The sequence below is a fragment of the Bradyrhizobium sp. CCGB20 genome (assembly GCF_024199855.1).
In the GTDB taxonomy this organism is placed as follows: Bacteria; Pseudomonadota; Alphaproteobacteria; order Rhizobiales; family Xanthobacteraceae; genus Bradyrhizobium.
Genome location: NZ_JANADN010000001.1, coordinates 564,588 through 585,302, shown reverse-complemented (window position 1 = coordinate 585,302; position 20,715 = coordinate 564,588). Strand labels below are relative to the sequence as shown.

Here is a 20,715-nt window from a genome sequence, read left to right as displayed (position 1 = left end):
TCTTTGCTTCAGGTTCTGGGTTATTGTTGTTGCTGTTGTTGCTGCTGGCCGTCGATCATGCGCCGCTTGGCGAGCCCGATCGCCTCACGCAGCACGTCGATGTCGCCGATATGGTTGGCGAGGATCAGCACCAGCGCCGCGTCGAAATCGGCGCTCTGCTCTTCGGTGAAGCCGCGATGCGCCTCGACGATGGCACGAAAGGCATCGTCAGGCCGCGCAAAATTGGAGCTGGTGGAAAGCGGCATGCGAAACCTCAATTCAAACCTTGAGCCCGCGACAGCGCGGCCGTGACCGCCTGGCGCGTCGGATGGCGAAAGCGCGCCGCGACATAGCCGTCGGGCCTGAGCAGATAGGCGGCACCCGGCCCGGCGTCATAGCGCTTTGCGACAAGGCCCGAGGGATCGGCAAGCCCGCCCTCGCCGCCGATGCGGATATCCTTCACGCCATCGGGCGCATCAATCGCCGCGCCATTGCTGAACGACAGCAAGGTGAAGTCCGTTCCACCCCGGCGGAATGCATCCGTCAGATAGACCTGCTCGGCAACGGGCGCGTCGAGCATGGAACAGCCGGGCGACGGTCCGCCGCGCCACGCATCCGCATCGGGCGATGACAGCGGCGAGTCGTAGCTGCACGGCACCGAGAGCCGTCCGCCATTGACCATGCGCTTGCCGAACTCCGTCTCCTTGGCCAGCGACAACACCGCCTTGCGCAGCCGCGCTTCCTGATGCGAGTTCGGCGCCATGAAATCGGTCGAGCGGGTGGATTCGCGGATGTTCTCGTCGGCCGCCAGGCTGCGCTCGACATGGTAGCTCTCGAGCAGGCTCGCGGGCGAGGTCCCGCGCAGCACGCGGTCGAGCTTCCAGGAAAGATTTTCGGCATCCTCGAGGCCGGAATTCGCGCCGCGCGCACCGAAGGGCGAAACCTGGTGCGCGGAATCTCCCGCAAAGATCACGCGGCCATGGAGGAAGCGATCCATCCGCCGGCACTGGAATTTGTAGAGCGAGATCCACTCGAACTCGAACTTGTCGTGGCCGAGCATGCGCGCGATCCGCGGCCGCACGTTCTCCGGCTTCTTCTCGACCACGGGATCGGCATAGCGGTTGAGTTGGAGGTCGATGCGCCAGACGTCATCGGGCTGCCGGTGCAACAGCGCCGAACGTCCCGCATGGAACGGCGGATCGAACCAGAACCAGCGCTCGGTCGGAAACTCCGCCGTCATCTTGACGTCGGCGATCAGGAACTGATCCTCGAACACCTGGCCGGCGAAGTCGGCGCCGACCATCTGCCGCAGCGAGGAACGCGCGCCGTCGCAGGCGACGACATATTGCGCGTGCAGGCGATAGGCGCCTTCCGGCGTTTCGATCGTCAATACGGCGGAATCGTTGCGGTTCTCCAGCGCCGTCACCTTGTTGCGCCAGCGCAGGTCAATCCCCGGAAGGTCGCCGATGCGATCGACCAGATAGGCCTCGGCGTAATATTGCTGGAGGTTGATGAAGGCTGGCCGCTTGTGACCGTCTTCGGGCAGCAGGTTGAACTGGTAGAGCTGCGACTCGCCATGAAAGATGCGGCCGACGCTCCACACCACGCCCTTGTCGACCATGCGGTCGCCGACGCCGAGCCGGTCCCAATATTCGAGCGAGCGCTTGGAGAAGCAGATCGCGCGCGAGCCTTCGCCGATGCGGTCGGCATCATCCAGAAGGACGACGCGCTGGCCGCGCTGGGCAAGATCAATGGCGAGCGACAGCCCGACCGGGCCAGCGCCGACGACCACAACGGGATGCTCGGCGGCGCTCTGGCCGGGGCGATCCTGATCGGGGTGGCGGCGATAGCCGAACTGGGTTTTGGCCTGCTGCGTATTGGCCTGCGCCATGCGCTAACCTCGGCTCTGGTCAGGAGAGGACTGATCTGCTAGATAGTCTCACGTGCAACTACTTTGGACCGGAGCCGGCCGGCCGTCAACTGAAATTCGGAGCGCTCTCCTTGACGAGGACATCCAGCAACATCGCGCTGAAGACACGCGAAGCCGACGAGGCTTCAGCGCGGCCAAAGTCACGGCTCGACCTGTTCAAGTTCGTGCCGTTCCGCCTCAACCGGCTGGCGGCGGAGGTCAGCGCCGCGCTTTCGGTCGAATATCAGGAACGCCACGGTCTCGACATTCCGGCCTGGCGCGTGATTGCCACGCTCGGCTTCCGCAACGATGCCTGTAGCGCGCAGTACATCTCGCAATGCACCCGCACGCACAAATCCACCATCAGCCGCGCGGTGACCACGCTGCTGCACCAGGGGCTGATCGAGCGGGTCGAGAACGAAGCCGACCGCCGCGAATTCCGCCTGCAACTGACGAAAAAGGGCCGCGCGCTGTACGAAGAGCTGTTCCCGCAATTGCTGCGGCGGGAAGACGAGATCCTCGCCTGCCTCTCCGCGCAGGAGCGCAAGCAACTCGCGGCATTGCTCGGCAAGATCGAGCAGAGCCTCGACCTGATCCAGACCAGCGAAGAGGCGGACGCCAAGCAGGCGTATTGATTGCCCCTCATGGTGAGGAGGCGCGAGGTGCCGTCTCGAACCATGAAGGCCCCGCTGCTACAGCTCGGCCTTCATCCTTCGAGACGCGCGCGAAGAAGCGCGCTCCTCAGGATGAGGGTCTGGCAGTGCGCCCTATTTCGCAAACGACCGCGTCGGCGGCAGGTGCAATGCCCAGGCATCGACCTTGTCGCTGGCCCGCGGATAGATGTCCGTCACGATCGGATCATGGCCGGGAATGAACCTGTCGGGATGGCCGGCGAGGCGTTCGATCGTCTCCCAGCCCTGCGCCATGTCGCCGATGTTGTAGACGATGGGAAACGGGCTCTTGCGCTGCAAATTGGCGTAGTAGTGCGCGGCATCGGATGCCAGCACCACCGGCCCGCGCGCGGTCTCGACCTTGACCACCTGCAAGCCGTCGGAATGACCGCCGACACGGTGCACGGTGACGCCGGGCGCAACCTCGCCGTCGCCGGAATAGAAATTGACGCGCTCGCCATAGACATGGCGCACCATCTGCGTGACGTGCTCGACCGAGAACGGATGTCGCAGCAGTCCGTTGCACATGCAGCGGCCCGTCGCGTAAGCCATCTCGCGCTCCTGGAGATGGAAGCGCGCGTTCGGGAAGCGATCGAGATTGCCCGCGTGGTCGTAATGCAGATGTGTCACGATAATGTCGCGAATGCTCGATGCCGCGACGCCGAAGCGCTCCAGCGCATCGACCGGATTGAGCGTCAGCTTGCGCGCCCGCGCGCTCGCCTCCTCGGCATTGAAGCCGGTGTCGACCAGGATGTCGCGGCCGCCGCCGCGGATCAGCCAGACGAAATAGTCGAGGTCCTGCGCCGCGCTGTCATGCGGGTCGGGCTGCAGGAAGTTCATGTTGGGGGTGCGCGGCGACATCGTCGCATATCGCAGGGCGTAGATTTCGTAGGCGTTTCCCATGGTTTTCTTTTCTGAGTTGGACCTTCGGGGACGATCGAGCGCACCAAGCCATCGTCCGCCGCAAAGGTCAAACACCGGAGGGCTGCGACAACGTCCGGCCTGCTATGTGAGACCCATCACATGTTCCTTGCCGCGACTGCTCTAGCATCCCGCGGCAGAGTCGAACCGGATGACGTCGAGCCCAACCGTGACAGCCCGTTTATTCCCCTCGCAGCGCGCCCAAGCATCGCGGTCAATTGTCGCGATAATGCCGAATCTCCAAGCGGTTGACGCCCCCCTCCCCCGGTTTGATAATGCACATTGCGTAAGTTAAGGTCGCCGCGGCGCAAGCTGGTAACGGCGCCTTTTTGGCTGGACCGCGCTGATTATGAAAATTCGCTTCCTTTTTCTTCTGCCCCTGCTCGTCTCGCTCATCCCGGCCGCGCCATCCCTGGCCGCCGGCGACCGCTATGCGCTGGTCATCGGCAACGCCAAATATCCCGACGCGGATGCCCCGCTGAAGGAACCGCTCAACGACGCGCGCGACGTCGCCGACGAGCTCAAGCGCGACGGCTTTTCGGTCGAAATCGGCGAGAACCTGACCGGCGACGGTATGCGACGCGCCTTCGACAAGCTCTATGGCAAGATCAAGCCGGGCTCGGTGGCGCTGGTCTTCTTCAGCGGTTTCGGCATCCAGTCGGCGCGGCAGAGCTACATGCTGCCGATCGACGCGCAGATCTGGACCGAATCCGACGTGCGCCGCGACGGTTTCAGCCTGGAGACCGTGCTCGGCGAGCTCAACACCCGCGGCGCCGGCGTCAAGATCGCGCTGGTCGACGCCTCCAGGCGCAATCCCTTCGAGCGCCGGTTCCGCAGCTTCTCGGCCGGCCTCACGCCGGTCATCGCGCCGAACGGCACGCTGGTGATGTATTCGGCGGCGCTGGCCTCGGTGGTCTCGGATGCCGGCGGCGATCACAGCCTGTTCGTCCAGGAACTCCTGAAGGAAATTCGGGTCCCCGACCTGATGGCCGAGGAGACGCTGAACCGCACCAAGATGGGCGTCACCCGCGCCTCGCGCGGCGAGCAGGTGCCGTGGATCTCCTCCTCGCTGGCCGAAGATTTTTCGTTCATTCCGGGCGCCGGCGGATCGCGCCCGCCGGTGACGGCACCGCCGCCGCCGGTCGTCGCCACCAACCCGCCGCCGGCTCCGCCCGCACCGCCGCCGGTCGTCGCCGCCAACCCGCCGCCAACTCCGCCCGCACCGCCGCCGCCGCCAAAGCCGGCGGACACGGCAGCGGCCCCTGCTCCCGCACCGGCGCCCTCGCCGAAGCCGCAGGTCGAGGCCGCCTTGCCCCCGCCGCCACCGCCGGTGAAACCAACCGAGACCACCCCCGCGCCGAGCATGGATAGCGGGCCTAGCGCGGCCGCACTGGCGGAGGACCCAACCATCAAGGGCCTGACGGCCAAGATCGCCGCCAATCCGGATGACGTGAACGCGTTGTACCGGCGCGGCCAGGTCTATGCCAGCAAGGGCGCCTACAACCTGGCCATCAAGGATTTCGACGAGACGCTCCGGATCAACTCGAAGGACGTCGAGGCGCTGAACAACCGCTGCTGGACCCGCACCGTGGTCGGCGACCTCCAGGGCGCGCTGAAGGATTGCAACGAAGCGTTGCGGCTGCGGCCGAATTTCGTCGATGCGCTGGACAGCCGGGGGCTCGTCAATCTGAAATCGGGCGCGGTCAAGAACTCCATCGCCGATTTCGACGCAGCGCTGAAGATCAATCCGCGCCTGACCTCCTCACTCTATGGCCGCGGGATTGCCAAGCAGCGCAACGGCTCGGCCCAGGAAGGCGCGCTTGACATCGCCAATGCCAAGGCGATGGACCCGAACATTGTTCAGGAGTTCGCAAGCTACGGAGTCCGCTAGTATTTTTTTGAGTTGAGGCGGGGGACGCCTCGAACCCTCGGCAGCCCAAGGAAGACTAACGAACGGATGCCGCAGGCGGCCTTTCCCGGGGGGCCCATTTGCAGGAATTTTGGAACCGCGCAGGTCAGCTGCGCAGGAGGGACTGGCAATGAGATTGGCTGCAAAGGGATTTACCGCGATCCTGTCCATCGTCACGGTCGGCGCCGCTCTGTCGCTGACGACCCCGCTCGCGTTCGCGGGCGACGACGGCAACAGCAAGAACGTCACCGAAGACGACATCGTCCGCGCGCTGGCGCCGCCGTCGAAAAAGCCGTTGACCCGCGGCCTCTCGATTGCCCCGCCGGCCGATCCCGCGCCGAGCGCGGCCGAGACCAAGCTGATCCAGTCGGTGCGCGGCCGCTCGACGCGTTCGCTTTCGTCGACCGAGCGCGAGGAAATCGCCTCCGCCGCCAAGGACAAGCCGAACATCGATCTTGAGATCACCTTCGACTACAACTCGGCCAATATCAGCGCCAAGTCGCTTGCCTCCGTGCAGGCGCTCGGCCGCGCACTGACCAGCCCCGACCTGAAGGGCTCGACCTTCGTGGTGGCCGGCCACACCGACGCCGCCGGCGGCGAGGGCTATAATCAGGACCTGTCGGAGCGCCGCGCGGATTCGATCAAGCGCTACCTCATCGACAAGTACAGCATCTCCGCAACCGACCTCGTCACCGTCGGCTACGGCAAGAGCAAGCTGAAAGACCCGAGCCAGCCGATGGCGGAGGTCAATCGTCGCGTGCAGGTCGTCAACATGGAAAACAAGACCACCGCATCGAAGTGAGCACGACGCAATCCGTTGAAGTGACAAGTCGTGATGTGGTGTAAAGTCTTGCTTCCAGCGCGCGTCCCGCAGCCCTGCGGGACGCCGCTTTATTTCAGGGAAACGCTCTCAGCAGGCCTCGTGCGGATGGCCGTGAGCCAGGCCAGGACAATCCGGCGATGAACGTCTCCGACTATCTCAAGCCTGCCGGAACCGTGGTGTTCATCGTTGCGCTCGGCGTCGGCTATTACCTGTTCGAGCATCGGCGGCGCCCCGAGGCGAAGGAAACGCCGAGCGAGGCGCTCGTCATCGTGACGAAGTCGACCAACGCCTGCTTCTCCGACCTCGTGCGGGTGACCGGATTCTTCGTGCCGCGCCGCGAGGCCGTGGTCGTCGCCGACCAGGAAGGCTCCAGGGTCACCGACCTCTTCGTCACCGAAGGCACCATGGTCACCGACAATCAGGAACTGGCACGCCTGACGGCGCCGCCGCAGATTCCCGGCCAGCCGCAACGACCCGGCCCGCAAGGCCCGATCTCGCTGAAGGCGCCCGCGCCGGGCCTCGTCACCGAAGTCCGCACCATCGTCGGCGCCCCCGCCTCGCCGCAAGCCGGTCCGATGTTCCGCATCGCCGTCAACAACGAGATCGAGCTCGACGCCCAGGTCCCGGCGGTGCACATGCCCAAGCTCAGCTCCGGCGCGACCGTGCGCATCAGCCGCGACGACGCGCCCGATTTGATCGGCCGGGTCCGGCTGGTTGCGCCCGAAATCGACCGCGCCACGCAGCTCGGCCGCGTCCGCATCAGCGTCACCAACAATCCATCGCTGAAGGTCGGCGTGTTTGCCCGCGCCTCGATCGACGCCAAGCGAAGCTGCGGCGTCTCGATCCCCAAGACCGCGATCGACCATCTCACCGTGCAGGTCGTCAAGGGCAATACGGTCGAGACACGCAAGGTGCGGGTCGGACTGTCGTCCGACAGCGCGACGGAAATCCTGGAGGGCCTCGACGTCGGCGAAATCGTCGTGGCCGACGCCGGCTCTTCGCTCCATGACGGCGACCAGATCAAGACCATGTTCGCCGATGAACTCGATCGCACGCGGGTACGCTGATGGCTCTCAATATCTCGGCTTGGTCGATCCGCAATCCGCTGCCGTCGGTCGTCTTCTCGATCATTCTCCTGATCCTCGGCTGGGTGTCCTTCACCAAGCTCGCGGTGACGCGGCTGCCCTCGGCGGACATTCCCGTGATCTCGGTCGCGGTGTCGCAGTTCGGCGCGGCGCCCGCCGAGCTGGAGTCCCAGGTCACCAAGACGGTTGAAGACGCCGTCTCCGGCGTCGAGGGCGTACGGCACATCACCTCGTCGATCACCGACGGCCTGTCGGTGACCACCATCCAGTTCGCGCTGGAGACCAACACCGACCGCGCGCTCAACGACGTCAAGGACGCGGTGACGCGCGTGCGCTCCAACCTGCCGCAGAACGTCACCGAGCCGCTGATCCAGCGCGTCGACGTGATCGGCCTGCCGATCGTCACCTATGCCGCGATCTCGCCCGGCAAGACGCCGGAGCAGCTCTCCTATTTCGTCGACGACGTGGTCAAGCGCGCGCTGCAAGGCGTGCGCGGCGTCGCCCAGGTCGAGCGCATCGGCGGTGTCGAGCGCGAGATCCTGGTCTCGCTCGATCCGGACCGCTTGCAGGCCATGGGGCTGACCGCGGTCAATGTCAGCCAGAGCCTGCGCGGCACCAATGTCGACGTCGCCGGCGGCCGCGCCGAGATCGGCAAGAACGACCAGGCCATCCGCACGCTCGCGGGCGCCAAGACGCTGGGCGACCTTGCCGGCACCATGATCCCGCTGTTCGGCGGCGGCGAGGTCCGGCTCGACGACCTCGGCACCGTCACCGACACCATCGCGGACCGCCGCACCTTCGCCCGCTTCAACGGCGAGCCGATCGTCGCGCTCGGCATCAAGCGCTCCAAGGGCGCCAGCGACGTGAAGGTGGCCGAGGCCGTGCAAAAGCGCATCGACGCGCTGAAGGCCGCCTATCCCGACGTCGACCTGAAGGTGATCGACACCTCGGTCGATTATACCAACGGCAATTACCACGCGGCGATCTCGACCCTGTTCGAAGGCGCCATCCTCGCCGTCATCATCGTGCTGCTGTTCCTGCGCGACCTGCGCGCCACAATCATCGCCGCGATCTCGCTGCCATTGTCGATCTTCCCGGCGTTCTGGGCGATGGACCTGCTCGGCTTCTCGCTGAACCTCGTCAGCTTCCTCGCCATCACGCTGTCGACGGGTATTCTCGTCGACGACGCCATCGTCGAGATCGAGAACATCGTCAGGCACATGAACATGGGCAAGTCGCCCTATCGTGCCGCCCTCGAAGCCGCCGACGAGATCGGCCTCGCGGTCATCGCGATCTCGCTGACGATCATCGCGATCTTCGCACCCGCGAGCTTCATGTCCGGCATCGCCGGACAGTTCTTCAAGCAGTTCGGCATCACCGTCTCGGTGCAGGTGTTCTTCTCGCTGCTCGCAGCGCGCTTCGTCACGCCGGTGCTCGCCGCCTACTTCCTCAAACATGGCAATCACGAAGAGCCGCCGCCCGGCCGCGTGCTGCGGTCCTATCACAGGATCGTGGCCTGGTCGGTGAGGCACTATTTCATCACGGTGCTGGTCGGCTTCGGCGTCTTCGCCGCTTCGATCTGGAGCATCACGCTGCTGCCGCAAGGCTTCCTGCCGGCGCAGGACAGCGCGCGCTCGCTGCTTGCACTCGAGCTGCCGCCGGGCACCCAGCTCGCCTACACCGAAAAAGTCACCGAGGACATCGTCGCGCGGCTGCGCAAGCGGCCCGAGGTGAAGAGCATCTTCGTCGACGGCGGACGTGTTCCTCCGGGAACCCAGGAAGTCCGGCGCGCAGCTTTGATCATCAACTACACGCCCAAGGACAGCCGCGACATCACCCAGCGCGAGCTCGAATTCTCGATCAGCCAGGAGCTGGAGAACGTTCCCGACATCCGCTTCTGGTTCCTCGACGAGAACGGCCTGCGCGCCATCTCGCTGGTCGTGACCGGCGTCGACGCCAACATCGTCAACAATTTCGCGAGCGAGCTCGCGACGCAGATGAAGCGGATTCCGACCATCTCCAACGTGATCTCGGAAACCACGCTGGAGCGGCCCGAACTGCGCATCGAGCCCCGCGCCGATCTCGCCGCGCGGCTCGGCGTCTCGACCGAAAGCCTGTCGCAGACCATTCGCGTCGCCACCATCGGCGACGTCGGTCCCGCGCTCGCCAAATTCGATGTCGGCGACCGTCTGGTGCCGATCCGCGTGCAGCTCGAGGATGCCGCACGCGGCAATCTGAAGACGCTCGAGCAGCTGCGCGTGCCGCTCGGCGAGCGCGGCGAGAAGGGCGGTGTGCCGCTCTCGGTCATCGCCGACGTCAAGCTCGACCAGGGTCCGACCAGCATCAACCGCTACGACCGCGAGCGGCAGGCGACGGTCGCAGCCGACCTCGTCGGCTCCGCCGCGCTCGGCGACGCCACCAAGAAGATCTACGAGCTGCCGGTGATGAAGAGCCGGCCGAAGGGCGTGAAAGTCTCCCCCTCCGGCGACGCCGAAAGCCTCAACGAGCTGTCCGACGGCTTCGCCACTGCGATCACGGCCGGCCTGTTGATGGTCTACGCGGTGCTGGTGCTGCTGTTCGGCACCTTCCTCCAGCCGATCACCATCCTGTTCTCGCTGCCGCTGTCGATCGGCGGCGCCATCGCCGCCCTGCTCATCACCGGCAAGCAGCTCACGACGCCGGTGTGGATCGGCATCCTGATGCTGATGGGCATCGTCACCAAGAACGCGATCATGCTGGTCGAGTTCGCCATCGAATCCATTCGCGCCGGCAAACCGCGCGAGGAGGCGATGATCGACGCCGGCATGAAGCGCGCCCGTCCGATCGTGATGACCACGATCGCGATGGCCGCGGGCATGATGCCGAGCGCGCTCGCGGTCGGCGCCGGCGGCGAGTTCCGCTCGCCGATGGCGCTCGCGGTGATCGGCGGCCTGATCTTCTCGACCATCCTGTCGCTGGTGTTCGTGCCCGCGATGTTCATGGTGATGGACGATCTCGGCGCCCTGATCTGGCGCTTCGCCAAGCGGCTGATCGTGCACAGCGAGGATGCCGAGACCGCTGATCATCATGGTGCGACGCCGGCCCCGAAGAACGTCGCGCCCCCTGCGGCGGAGAACCGCAACTCAGATGTCGAAAGCGCAAGACAGTTCTGAAAGCGACGTCGGACACCTCGACATTGCTGAAGGTCTTCTTCGCTACGAAATGTTCAAGCGTGCCTCATCCCATCGCGGACGAGGTGCGCAAATAATCCCTACTCGTTCCGCGCGATCGCCGTCAGCTTGGTCATGTTCCTCAGCAGGATGCGGCCGCGCTGGAGATCGAGAATCGCATCCTTGCGCCAGGCCTGAAGCTGGCGGTTGACGCTTTCGCGGGCGGCACCGACGAAGACGCCGAGCTGCTCCTGCGAGATGTGCACCTCGGAGCCGAAATCGGCGGCGAGCGCGCAGAGTCGCCGCGCGAGGCGAACCGGCAGCGGTTGCAGCATGGATTCTTCCATGCGCTCGCTCTGCCAGCGGATGCGCTGGCACAGCAGCGCGATGATCTTGATCGCGACCTTCGGCTCGCGTTCGAGGAAGCTGAGAAAATCCTCGCGCCGCAGCACGAACAGTTCGCTGGCTTCGCCCGCGGTCGCATCCGCGGTGCGGCTCTGGCCGTCCAGCACCGCGACCTCGCCGAACAGGTCGCCCGGGCCCATGAAGTTCAGGGTCAGACGGCTGCCATCCGAGGCGCCGGTCTCGATGCGGACCTGGCCCCGGCGCACGCCGAACAGCGCGTCGCCCGCATCGCCCTTCTGGAACAGCACCTCGCCATTTCCCAGATGCTGGGTGTGGCAGAGGTTGGACAGCCGCTGCAGCTCGTCTGCGCCGAGATCGGCGAACAGCGCGTTCATCTTCAGGATGACCGCAAATTCGGCCTGCTTGCTCATTTCAATGTCCTTGTGAATGTTCTTGGTCAGTTTCCCTGGCCTGTCTTCCGGCCAGTGTCCTCGGCAAATCGCTTGGAACCATCGACATCAGAATCGCGTAAAACCGCGCCGGAGAAGTGTGTCATAAGTCACATAACTTTGCAGCACCCCCTGACTAATTTTACGCGCTTGGAGCCGCTTCCCGTCCGGGGATAAACTCATGCGCAAAGGACGGCGATCTGCCGGCTTCGACGCCGGTTGTCCGTTGTTGGAAAGTCGAGATGAGAGCATTGAAATTCGCCGGCGCGGCGATTGCCGCAGTCATCGTCGTGATCGGACTTCTCCTCGTGGTGGGGATCCCCTCGGGATTCCTGACCACGACGATTGCCTCGCGGGTCGAGAGCGCGACCGGCTATCGCCTGTCCGTCGACGGCGCCACGAGGATCAGCCTGTGGCCGACGCTGAACGTCACGCTCAACGATCTCACGCTTGCCGACCCCAAGGACCGCAGCGGCATCACGCGCCTGACGATCGGCAGCGTGCAGGCCGACATGTCGCTCTCGAGCGTATGGTCGGGCCGCCCGAAGATCAGCGAACTCGTCGTCACCCATCCCGTGCTCCATCAGCCGCTGCTGCGTGAGCGCCTGCCGAACGCCGGCGCCGCGTCGAAGCCGCTGGCGCTCGACACCGCGGGCGCGACCATCGACCGCGTCAAGGTCATCGACGGTGAAGTCGCGTTCGCCCGCGTGCGCGATCGTGTCGAGGGACGCATCAGCGCCATCAACGCCGATGCCGTCGTCGGCCGCGACCGCAGGCTCGACATCGCCGGCACTGCGCGGGTCGGCCAGCACCCGACCAAGTTCGACATCAAGGCGACGACGCCGGCGGCGCCGGCCGACCGGCCGACCATTCCGGTGGATTTCGCCATCGACATGCCTGATGTGCTGAAGTCTCAGCTCACCGGTCATGCCGAGATGCGGCTGAGCGGCGATGTCGTGATGATCAACGGCGTGAACGGCAAGCTCGGCGACGGCGCGTTCAACGGCTGGGCCTCGGTCGATATTGCCAGCAAGCCACTGGTCAAGGTCGATCTCGACTTCCAGCGGCTCGCGATACCGCTGGCTAAATCGCCGGAGGGCACGTCGGGACAGCCCTGGAGCGATGCGCCGATCGATGTGTCCGGGCTCAACTATGTCGATGCTCAAGTCAGGATCTCCGCGAACGAGGCCGTGATCGGCGATGCGCGCATCGCGCCGCTGGCGCTCGATGCGAAGCTCGCCGGCGGCGTGCTCAAAGCCGGCACCGCCAATCTCGGCGCCTATGGCGGCCAGGTCTCGGGCGAGGTGATCCTGGATGCCACAACTGGCGCGCCGAGCTTTGCCATGCATTCCGATCTCGTCGGCGTGCGCGCGCTGCCGCTGCTCCAGGGCCTTGCCGATTTCGACCGGATCGACGGCAAGCTGCAAGCCAAGCTCGCGCTGCGCAGCGCCGGCACCAGCCAGCGCACGCTGATGGCGAACATGCAAGGCACGGCCTTCGTCAATTTCCAGGACGGCGCCATCCGCGGCATCAACGTCGCGCAGATGATCCGCTCGCTGACGGCGGGCACCTTGTCCGGCTGGCAGGAGAACCAGGCCCCCAGCCAGGAGCAGAGCACGGATCTGTCGCAGCTCTCGGCGTCCTTCCGCATCGACAAGGGTCAGGCGGTGACGACAGACCTCAACCTGATCGGGCCGCTGGTGCGCGTGACCGGCGCCGGCACCATCGCGCTCGACACCAAGATGATGGGCTTCCGCGTCGAGCCGAAGCTCGTGATGACGACCGAAGGCCAGGGCCGCTCGTCGGAGCCGGTCGGCTTCGGCATTCCCGTGATGATCCAGGGCAACTGGTCGCAGCCGCGGATCTACCCTGATATGGCCGGAGTGCTGGACAATCCGGACGCCGCCTATGCCAAGCTGCGCGAGATGGGCAAGGGCCTGTTCGGCCCAGATGGCGCCGGGCTCGGCAATATCCTGGGCAGCCTCGGACTGGGCGGCGCGACCGCGCCGGGCGGCGGCAATGCGGCCGGCAATGCCAATCCGCAAACCCAGCAGCCGGGACAGAACAATCCGCTCGGCGGCCCCTTGGGCGAGGCGATCGGCAATTTGATCCAGCAGGGGCTTTCCAGCGGTACTGGCACCGGCACTGGCACCGGGCGGAGCCGCGGCCTGCCGGCAACACCGACCACACCCGCTCCACAGGCCTCTCCCACGCCCCCGGCCCAAGCTCAGGTCCTGGACGACCCGCCGATGGCGCAGCAGGACAGTCAGCCGATGAACGACGTGCTGCGACAGCTCTTTAATCGATGATTGGCGGACCAACGCACGGAACTCCACGCCAATCCCTTACATCGGCCTCCCGGTCCGCCGCTTCCTCCGAACGGACGAGGCTGCGACAATTAACGCCACTTTCCGTCCCGCCCGACCTCTCCAGCGGTAACCACGCCGGCCGGTCCACGGGTCGCGGGACGGTCCCTTCGCCCAAATTGTGCTAGAAGGCCCCTTGGGCCGGTACGGCCCGTAGCGCCGGCGCCGGAGGCGGCGCAAGAGGATCTGGATGGCCGGAGCGAAAGACAAGACACGGTTTCTGCGCGAGGGTCTGTTCGCCAAATACGTCGTCTCCCTCGTCGGCCTCGTCGTGTTTGTCCTCGCCGTCAACGGCGCGATGGAGACCTGGATCTCCTATCGCGCGACCAAGACGCAGCTGACCGACGGGCTCGAGGACAAGGCGCAAGGAGCCGCCCGGCGGATCGAGCAGTCGATCTCCGAGCTCGAACGCCAGATCAGCTGGGTGACGCGGGCAAGCCAGGACACGCTCGAGAAGCGCCGCGCCGACTACGCCTCGCTGCTGCACCAGGTCTCGGTCGTCAATCAGCTGTTCCAGCTCAACGGCGAGGGACGTGAGGTGCTGCGCGTCTCGCGCCAGTCGACCACGACCGGCGGCAACGCCGACCTCTCCCGCGACATGCGCTTCACCGACACGGTTGCCCGCGGCGTCAGCTACGCGCCGGCCTGGTTCACCGACCGGACGCCGTTCATGTCGATCTCGGTGGCGCATTCCGGCTTCAATGCCGGCGTCACCGTGGCCGAGATCGATCTCAGCTTCCTCTCCGACTTCCTGTCCGACGCCCAGGTCGGCAAGGCGGCCCATGCCTATGTGGTCGATCCGCGCGGCCGCGTGCTGGCGACGTCGTCGAAGGGGCCCGATGTCGGCAAGGACCTGTCGAAGCTGCCGCAGGTGGCGGCCGCGATTGCGCCCGGCCGCGAGCCCGACACGTCGGGCACCGACTTCAACGGCCATGCGGTGATCAGCGCTGCCAGCACCGTGCCGAAGCTCGGCTGGAGCGTGATGTTCGAGCAGCCGGCCGCGCAGGCCTTGATGCCGATCCGCGACCAGCTCGTGCGCATCGCGCTTCTGATCGGCATGGGCCTGATGGTCGCGATCCTCGCCGGCACGCTGCTCGCCCGCCGCATGATCATCCCGATCACCGCGCTGCGCGACGGCGCGCACAAGCTCGGCGAAGGCGATTTCAGCCACCGCATCGACGTCCACACCTCCGACGAGCTGGAAGACCTCGCCGGCCAGTTCAACCGCATGGCCGGCCAGATCCAGGAGACCTATTCAAACCTCGAAACCAAGGTCGACGAGCGGACCCGCGATCTCGCTCAGTCGATCAACGAGCTCAAGGTGCTGGAAGAGGTCGGCCGCGCCGTCGCTTCCTCGCTCGATCTCAACGCGGTGTTGCCGACGATCGCCGCCCGCGCGATCGAGATTACCCATGCCGATGCCGTGCTGATCTACGGCTATGATGCAGAGGCGCACCGCTTCAACCTGGTCGAGTCCAACGGCATCGACAAATCGGCCGAGGGCGCGCATGTCACGATCGAGGAAGGCGCGAACATCCTGAGTGATGCCGCGAGCTCAGGCGAGCCGATCGCGATTGCCGATCTCGACCATGCGACCGAGCAGCCGCTGCGCGACGCCGCGGTCGAGGCCGGCTTCCACTCGGTGCTGGTGGTGCCGCTGGTCGATCAGCAGGGCACGCTCGGCTCCCTCGTGGTGCTGCGCCGTGCCAGCGGCGAGTTCGCCGCCAGCATCATCGGCCTGATGCGCACCTTCGCCAACCAGGCCGTGCTGGCGATGCGCAATGCGCGCCTGTTCACCGAGGTCGATCACAAGAGCCACGCGCTGGAGGCGGCGAACGAGACCGTGCGCGCGCAAGCCGACAAGCTACGCGTGCAGACCGAGCAGCTCAAGGACTGGAACAAGTCGCTGGAGGAACGCGTCGAGACCCAGCTCGGCGAGATCGAGCGCATCCGCAAGCTCGAGCGTTTCCTGGCGCCGCAGGTGGCGCAGCTGATCGCATCCTCCGACAGCCCCGAGGGGCTGCTCACCAGCCAACGCCGCGAGGTGACCGTGGTGTTCTGCGACCTGCGCGGCTTCACCGCGTTCACGGAAGCGACCGAGCCGGAAGAGGCGATGAACGTGCTCCGCGAATATCACGCGGCGCTGGGCAAGCTGATCTTCAAATATGAGGGCACGCTCGACAAATATGCCGGCGACGGCGTGATGATCCTGTTCAACGCGCCGATTCAATTCGAGGACCACACCCAGCGCGCCGTGAAGATGGCGGTGGAGATGCGTGACACCATCGGCCCGCTGACCGAGCGCTGGCGCAACCGCGGGCACAGCCTCGGCTTCGGCATCGGCATCGCGGTCGGCTACGCCACGCTCGGCCAGGTCGGCTTCGAGCAGCGGCTGGAATATGCCGCGATCGGCAGCGTCACCAACCTCGCCTCCCGCCTCTGCGGCGAAGCCAAGGCCAACCAGATCGTGGTCAGCCGCCGCGTCTACGGCATCGTCGAGCCCTGGGTGGAGGCCCGCGCGCTCGACGATCTCCAGGTCAAAGGATTCAACCACCCCGTGCTCGCGATGGAGATCTTGTCCTGGCGCGAGGAGGTGGAGCACGTGGTGGATGCGGCGGCGCGGCGGCGGATGTAGGCTTCCAAAACAAAAAGGTCGAAAACAACCCCATGCACAGTAGCCGGGGGCTGCAAGATCAATGACTTACGTGGGCCTCGCGCGCTTGGCGAAGCGCTTTGACACGTCGGGCAAAACACCGGCAGGATGGCATCATCTCCCTCGCCTCTCCCACGAACCACATCTCCTCTCCCCGCGACTAACCATCGCCTCAACGTCGAGGCTGGAATCCGGAATGGAGACGACCTGTGGCGTTTGCCTTGCCTTCGCGTGCTTATGATTTGCAGATGCTGGACCGTCCCGCCGATCGTGCGCGCGACCAGGGCTGGGTCTATGGGCTGCCGCCGGGCATCAGCAGCGAGCAATGGCCGCTCGATCCCGTCACCGGTTTTCCGCTGATGCACGGCTTCACGCTTCTGCTGCCGGAGGATTATCGCGTCCATGGCGAGGACATCGTCGCGGTGTCGTTCTTCGCCACCGCGCCCGACCACAATGACGGCGGCGCGCCCGACGATCCCGAAATCCGCGAAGCGGTGCTGGCGCGCGCCTCGCATCCGCGCCTGTCGCGCATGACGGATATCCTCGACTACGGTTATGCCGCGCTGCTGCTGACCAGGGCCGAATACGAGGGCGCGTTCGCGACCCCGCCGGCGCCGCTCGCGCTTGCGACGGCGGAGCGGCCGCGCTGGCTCGATGTCGGCGGCGCCAGTGCCTACTACGAGGCCGCAGCGCCTTACGCGAAGAAGATGTTTACAAGCCCGCCGCGCACCGATCTCAGCGAGACCCGCGCGATTGCGCTCACGCCACGCGCCACCGATCCCAATGCCGGCAAGGGTCCGCAGGACGAGCACACCCGAAAGAACGCGCCGACCGGCTATCAGTCTTATTATTACTATGTCGGCGGCGTCGTGAGCAGCGACAATTTCCGCCTGCACGACTGGGTCAAGGACCACGCCCACGACCATCTCGGCGGCACCATGCGGCCGTGCCAGGCGGAGCCGGAGATGAGTCCGTTCTACATCGAGTTCGAGGAATATTTCGGCGGCTACAATTTCGGCGGCGGCAACGCGCAGCTCGACTTCAAGGACATGAAGTTCGACTGGGCGTGCGGGTGATCACACCCCCCGCTTCGGCCCGATCGTCTCGAATCCCGCCTTCTGCTCGTCGCTCAAGTCGGCCTCGAAATCGTCGAGGGCATCGCCGACGCCGTTCACCGCTTGCAGCATCGTCTCCAGCCGCGCCTTCACCGCGGTGACGCGGGCCTGCGGCGAGGGCTCGGCCTTGGGCTCGGACTTGGACGGGCAGGCGCTGAGCGTCTCCATGGTGCGCAGCGTCGTGTCCTGGAGCACCTCGAACCGGGCGCGCGCGACCTCGTCGAGACGGAGGGTGGTGGCGATCTCGGCGGCGGGCCATTGCTGCTGCACGAGCTGCTCGTACTGACGTTGCAGCTTCTCGTCGTAGCGGGGATCGCTGTTCGCATCACAGGCTGCCGCAGCTTGCGCATCCTTGTTGGGCTGGCCCGCCGCAAGCGCGGCGCGGCGGTCCCTGGCGAGCGAATCGAGCTTTGCCTTCTGCCCGTCGTCGAGCAGATCGACGAATTTCGCGAGCGGCGGCGCGATCCCCTCCGTTGCCTTGATCATGGCCGCAAGGCGCTCGCGCATCAGGCCGAGGCGTTCCGGAGCGGTCGCGGGGGCCTGCGTCGGGCAGGCGGCGCGGATGGTGTCGCGCGCGGCGACCCAGGCGGTGCCGAGCTCGTCGAGCGCCGCGCGCTGCAATTCGTTCGGCCGCACCAGCGCTGCGATGCGATCGACCGGCAAGCCGCCGGTGTCGCTGGCATCGCAAACAGTCTCGGCCGAAGGGACTTTTCGCGCGCGCCTGCCTTGCGGCGCCGTGTAGGCGGCGAGCTCCGTGGCCGCGTAGGGCGCGAAGATCGCGGCATAGATGTCGCCATAGCCATAGAGCGAGAGGCTGGTCGTATCGCCGAAGATGATTGCGGTGGTGAGATCGTCATGCGCGAACGGCCAGAACACCGGGCCCGCCCAGCCATAGCTGCCATCGGGGTGACGCCACCAGCCCTGCGGGCGGCGGCCGCCGTGCCAGCCCGACAGCGCAGCTTGCGCCGTGAGCGCCGCGCGCAGGATGTAGGGGTTGGCAGGCTGGCCGCGCTCGGCGCCGCGAGGATCCTGCGACCTCAACGCGGCGGAGCGATATCGGCCGCCGCGAACCGCCATGCGCGAGTGCCGCAGCCGCGACATGCCGATGACGTGGCCGACGGCAAAGCGCGCGACACCGAGCGGGCCGCCACGCAATCCGAACTGCGCCTCGGCCTTGTTCGGCAGCAGCACTGCCGCAATCATGAGAGCAGCGCCCGCCAGCGCCAGTCCCATGCGTCCAGACCTGAAAGCTGACCTGACCACCTCGGCCTCCTCCCAGCGCCACGCGCGCACCGGGTCGCATCACAATGACGCGCCGGGGAACCGAAGGTTCCGGAGACATCGAGGGCAAAGCGTCGCAACAAGCATCGGCGTTGCCGACGCGATCTCACTCCGCCTTCTGGGGCACCACGAAAGTCTGGCCGGGATAGATCAAATTGGGGTTGTGGATCTTGCCCCGGTTGGCGTTGAAGATCACCGCGTAGCGGGAGCCGTCGCCGTAAGCGAGCTTGCTCAGCGCCCACAGGCTGTCGCCGCGGGAGATCACCCGGTTGCCGCCGGCCTCGGCCGGTGCAGCGCTGATGACATCCGCCGGCGAGGCCGATGCAACGGTCGTGGCCGCGGGCGCCCGCGCCATCACCCTGGGCTTCGGTGCCCCGATGAATCTCGGCCGGGCCGCGGTCCGGTCAGGCGCCGATGCCAGGCGCGACGATGCCGACGGCAGCGATGCCACGACATCAGATTTGTCGTCGGTCTTCTCGGCCTGCTTCGGCGCTTGTGCCGGCTCCTGCCGCGCGACCGGCGCGGGGCGCGCGGGCGGCGGCGCGGCTTCGGCGATGGTCACCGGCATGCTGCGGCCCGATTGCGTGACGGTACCGTCAGGCGCTCTCGCCCGCAGGGTCAATTCATAGGAGCCGGCGGGAAGCTGCGGCGGGGTCATCACGAACTGGCCCGACGCATCGGCGACCACCGTATCGAGCGGCTTGCCGTCACGCAGCAGCTCGACCTGCGCACCCGGCGCGGCCCGCCCCGCGATCACCGCCGCCTCGCCATGATCGTCGACGCGCGCGACGTCGAACCGCGGGCCGGTGTCCGCAACCGCCGCCGGCGGCTTGGCCGGTACGAGATCGGCGAGCGCCATGGCCTGTTTCTGCGTCTCGGCGAGCGCATCCACCTTCGGCGCGGAGGCCGGGGGCGCCGATGGCGCAGGCGGCGCGACGGCGGCGAGCTTCGGCTCGTCCAGCTTCGGCTCCGGCTTGGTCTCGGCCTTAATCTCGGCCTTGGTCTCCGCCTTGGCTTCGGGTTTTGTCTCCGGCCTGGCGGCGACGGCGGTCTCGGTCTGCGCGCCGCCCGGCAGCAGGCGGCGTAGCTCGGTGGGACCGATCACCAGGACGGTGCCGCCCACCGCGAGCAGGCAGAACGCAATGAGAGCCTTGGAAGCGGTGATCATCAGACAATGAACCCTTGGGTCGCAAATCAAACGAGGCCGGCAAATTGCGCCGATTTGGCTGCCGCAGCAAGACGATCCTTGGGATGATGCACCTTTCGTTCCGGCGCGCATCGGCGTGAACCGGCAGGGTGCCGACGGCGTCAAATCATCGAGGCCGCATCGCGGTCATTTCTTAAGGATTTTTCCTGTGGCCGCATTTTACCGCCCCGCGCCATGGCTGGCGCTTGCCCTGACGCTGGCGGCAGCTCCCGCGCTCGCCGGATCCGGCCCGCCCCCGGGCTTCGTTCTCAGCGACAACGCCGATCTTGCCTTCACCTCGCCCGACAAGGCCACCGGGATCGAGCAGTACAAGAAGGACAGCGAAGATATCGACTTCAAATGGCAGGCGTGGGCGCGGCACGGCGAGCGGATGACCGAGTTGAAGCCGGAGCAGGACTATCCAGCCGGCTTCCGCTTCACCAACGATTCGCAATGGCTGGTGCGGATGCAGAAGACCGGCTCCGGCGAGCAGGACCTCTTTCTCTACCATGTCGAGAAGGGCGCCTTCGCCAGCGCGACGAAAAAGCCGTTCAGCGACCTCGCCTGGGCTTATTTCCATAGCCGGCAGAAGATGAAGCTCGACTACCACATCTCGGCCAATCTCGTGAAAGGCACCGAGGAGGCCTATCGCGGGCTCGGCGTGACATGGCCCGACAACCGTTACCTCGTGATCTCGCTGTCGGGCGAGATGGACAAGCATCCGAAGAACGTCGCGGTGAAGGGGCTGGCCGACTGGCGCTGCCGCTATGACCTCAAGACCGGGACGTTCGACGTACCGGCGATGTTCGCGAAGGGGAATGCGGAAGCCTTGAGGTGGGAAATCCGCCGGTGATCCGCCTGAGGGAACCAACCC

The 20,715-nt window shown here is 66.1% G+C and carries 15 protein-coding genes; 9 read left to right on the top strand and 6 right to left on the bottom strand.

Annotated elements, in window-relative coordinates; genetic code table 11:
• Positions 1–20: 20 nt before the first annotated feature.
• Complete coding sequence (locus tag NLM15_RS02700; protein ID WP_092192079.1) at positions 21–245, bottom strand: DUF2783 domain-containing protein; 225 nt, start codon at positions 243–245, stop codon at positions 21–23.
• An 8-nt stretch (positions 246–253) separates the two neighbouring features.
• Positions 254–1,870, bottom strand: a complete 1,617-nt coding sequence (locus NLM15_RS02695) for an FAD-dependent oxidoreductase (RefSeq protein ID WP_254115150.1) — start codon at positions 1,868–1,870, stop codon at positions 254–256.
• A gap of 110 nt (positions 1,871–1,980) precedes the next feature.
• On the opposite strand from NLM15_RS02695, the gene NLM15_RS02690 reads away from it, so the two are divergent.
• The gene (locus NLM15_RS02690) at positions 1,981–2,523 is read left to right on the top strand and encodes a MarR family winged helix-turn-helix transcriptional regulator (RefSeq protein ID WP_254115149.1); all 543 of its coding nucleotides are present in this window, start codon (positions 1,981–1,983) and stop codon (positions 2,521–2,523) included.
• 132 nt (positions 2,524–2,655) lie between these two features.
• Here the strand turns inward: NLM15_RS02690 and NLM15_RS02685 are convergent, their stop codons facing one another.
• Positions 2,656–3,462, bottom strand: a complete 807-nt coding sequence (locus NLM15_RS02685; RefSeq protein WP_254115148.1) for an N-acyl homoserine lactonase family protein — start codon at positions 3,460–3,462, stop codon at positions 2,656–2,658.
• Between the two features lie 367 nt (positions 3,463–3,829).
• Here NLM15_RS02685 and NLM15_RS02680 point away from each other — a divergent pair, with 367 nt between their 5' ends.
• The 4 genes from NLM15_RS02680 (at position 3,830) to NLM15_RS02665 (ending at position 10,449) form a co-directional block, all read left to right on the top strand.
• Positions 3,830–5,371 carry a caspase family protein gene (locus NLM15_RS02680; protein ID WP_254115147.1) on the top strand — a complete coding sequence of 514 codons (1,542 nt, stop codon included), beginning with the start codon at positions 3,830–3,832 and terminating at the stop codon, positions 5,369–5,371.
• A gap of 148 nt (positions 5,372–5,519) precedes the next feature.
• On the top strand, positions 5,520–6,191 hold the full coding sequence (locus NLM15_RS02675; RefSeq protein ID WP_254115146.1) for an OmpA family protein: 672 nt from the start codon (positions 5,520–5,522) through the stop codon (positions 6,189–6,191).
• 158 nt (positions 6,192–6,349) lie between these two features.
• Positions 6,350–7,279, top strand: coding sequence for an efflux RND transporter periplasmic adaptor subunit (locus NLM15_RS02670; protein ID WP_254115145.1), 930 nt, complete (start codon positions 6,350–6,352; stop codon positions 7,277–7,279).
• Positions 7,279–10,449 (top strand): efflux RND transporter permease subunit, encoded by a 3,171-nt coding sequence (locus NLM15_RS02665; RefSeq protein ID WP_254115144.1) that lies wholly within the window; start codon positions 7,279–7,281, stop codon positions 10,447–10,449. Before NLM15_RS02670 ends, NLM15_RS02665 begins: the two co-directional genes overlap by 1 nt.
• Before the next feature lie 98 nt (positions 10,450–10,547).
• Here the strand turns inward: NLM15_RS02665 and NLM15_RS02660 are convergent, their stop codons facing one another.
• Entirely contained in the window at positions 10,548–11,222 is a 675-nt protein-coding gene (locus NLM15_RS02660) for a Crp/Fnr family transcriptional regulator (RefSeq protein ID WP_254115143.1), read from the bottom strand.
• Positions 11,223–11,482: 260 nt separating this feature from the next.
• Between NLM15_RS02660 and NLM15_RS02655 the strand changes: the two genes are divergently transcribed.
• The 3 genes from NLM15_RS02655 to NLM15_RS02645 all read left to right on the top strand — a co-directional run bounded on the left by NLM15_RS02655 (position 11,483) and on the right by NLM15_RS02645 (position 17,335).
• Positions 11,483–13,549, top strand: a complete 2,067-nt coding sequence (locus NLM15_RS02655; RefSeq protein WP_254115142.1) for an AsmA family protein — start codon at positions 11,483–11,485, stop codon at positions 13,547–13,549.
• Between the two features lie 247 nt (positions 13,550–13,796).
• The gene (locus tag NLM15_RS02650) at positions 13,797–16,241 is read left to right on the top strand and encodes an adenylate/guanylate cyclase domain-containing protein (RefSeq protein WP_254115141.1); all 2,445 of its coding nucleotides are present in this window, start codon (positions 13,797–13,799) and stop codon (positions 16,239–16,241) included.
• A 266-nt stretch (positions 16,242–16,507) separates the two neighbouring features.
• Entirely contained in the window at positions 16,508–17,335 is an 828-nt protein-coding gene (locus NLM15_RS02645; RefSeq protein WP_254115140.1) for a hypothetical protein, read from the top strand.
• On the opposite strand, the gene NLM15_RS02640 is transcribed toward NLM15_RS02645, so the two are convergent.
• Both NLM15_RS02640 and NLM15_RS02635 read right to left on the bottom strand, forming a co-directional pair.
• Positions 17,336–18,607, bottom strand: a complete 1,272-nt coding sequence (locus NLM15_RS02640) for a Spy/CpxP family protein refolding chaperone (protein WP_254124126.1) — start codon at positions 18,605–18,607, stop codon at positions 17,336–17,338.
• 154 nt (positions 18,608–18,761) lie between these two features.
• Complete coding sequence (locus NLM15_RS02635; protein WP_254115139.1) at positions 18,762–19,823, bottom strand: LysM peptidoglycan-binding domain-containing protein; 1,062 nt, start codon at positions 19,821–19,823, stop codon at positions 18,762–18,764.
• Positions 19,824–20,010: 187 nt separating this feature from the next.
• On the opposite strand from NLM15_RS02635, the gene NLM15_RS02630 reads away from it, so the two are divergent.
• On the top strand, positions 20,011–20,694 hold the full coding sequence (locus NLM15_RS02630) for a hypothetical protein (protein ID WP_254115138.1): 684 nt from the start codon (positions 20,011–20,013) through the stop codon (positions 20,692–20,694).
• Positions 20,695–20,715 lie beyond the last annotated feature (21 nt).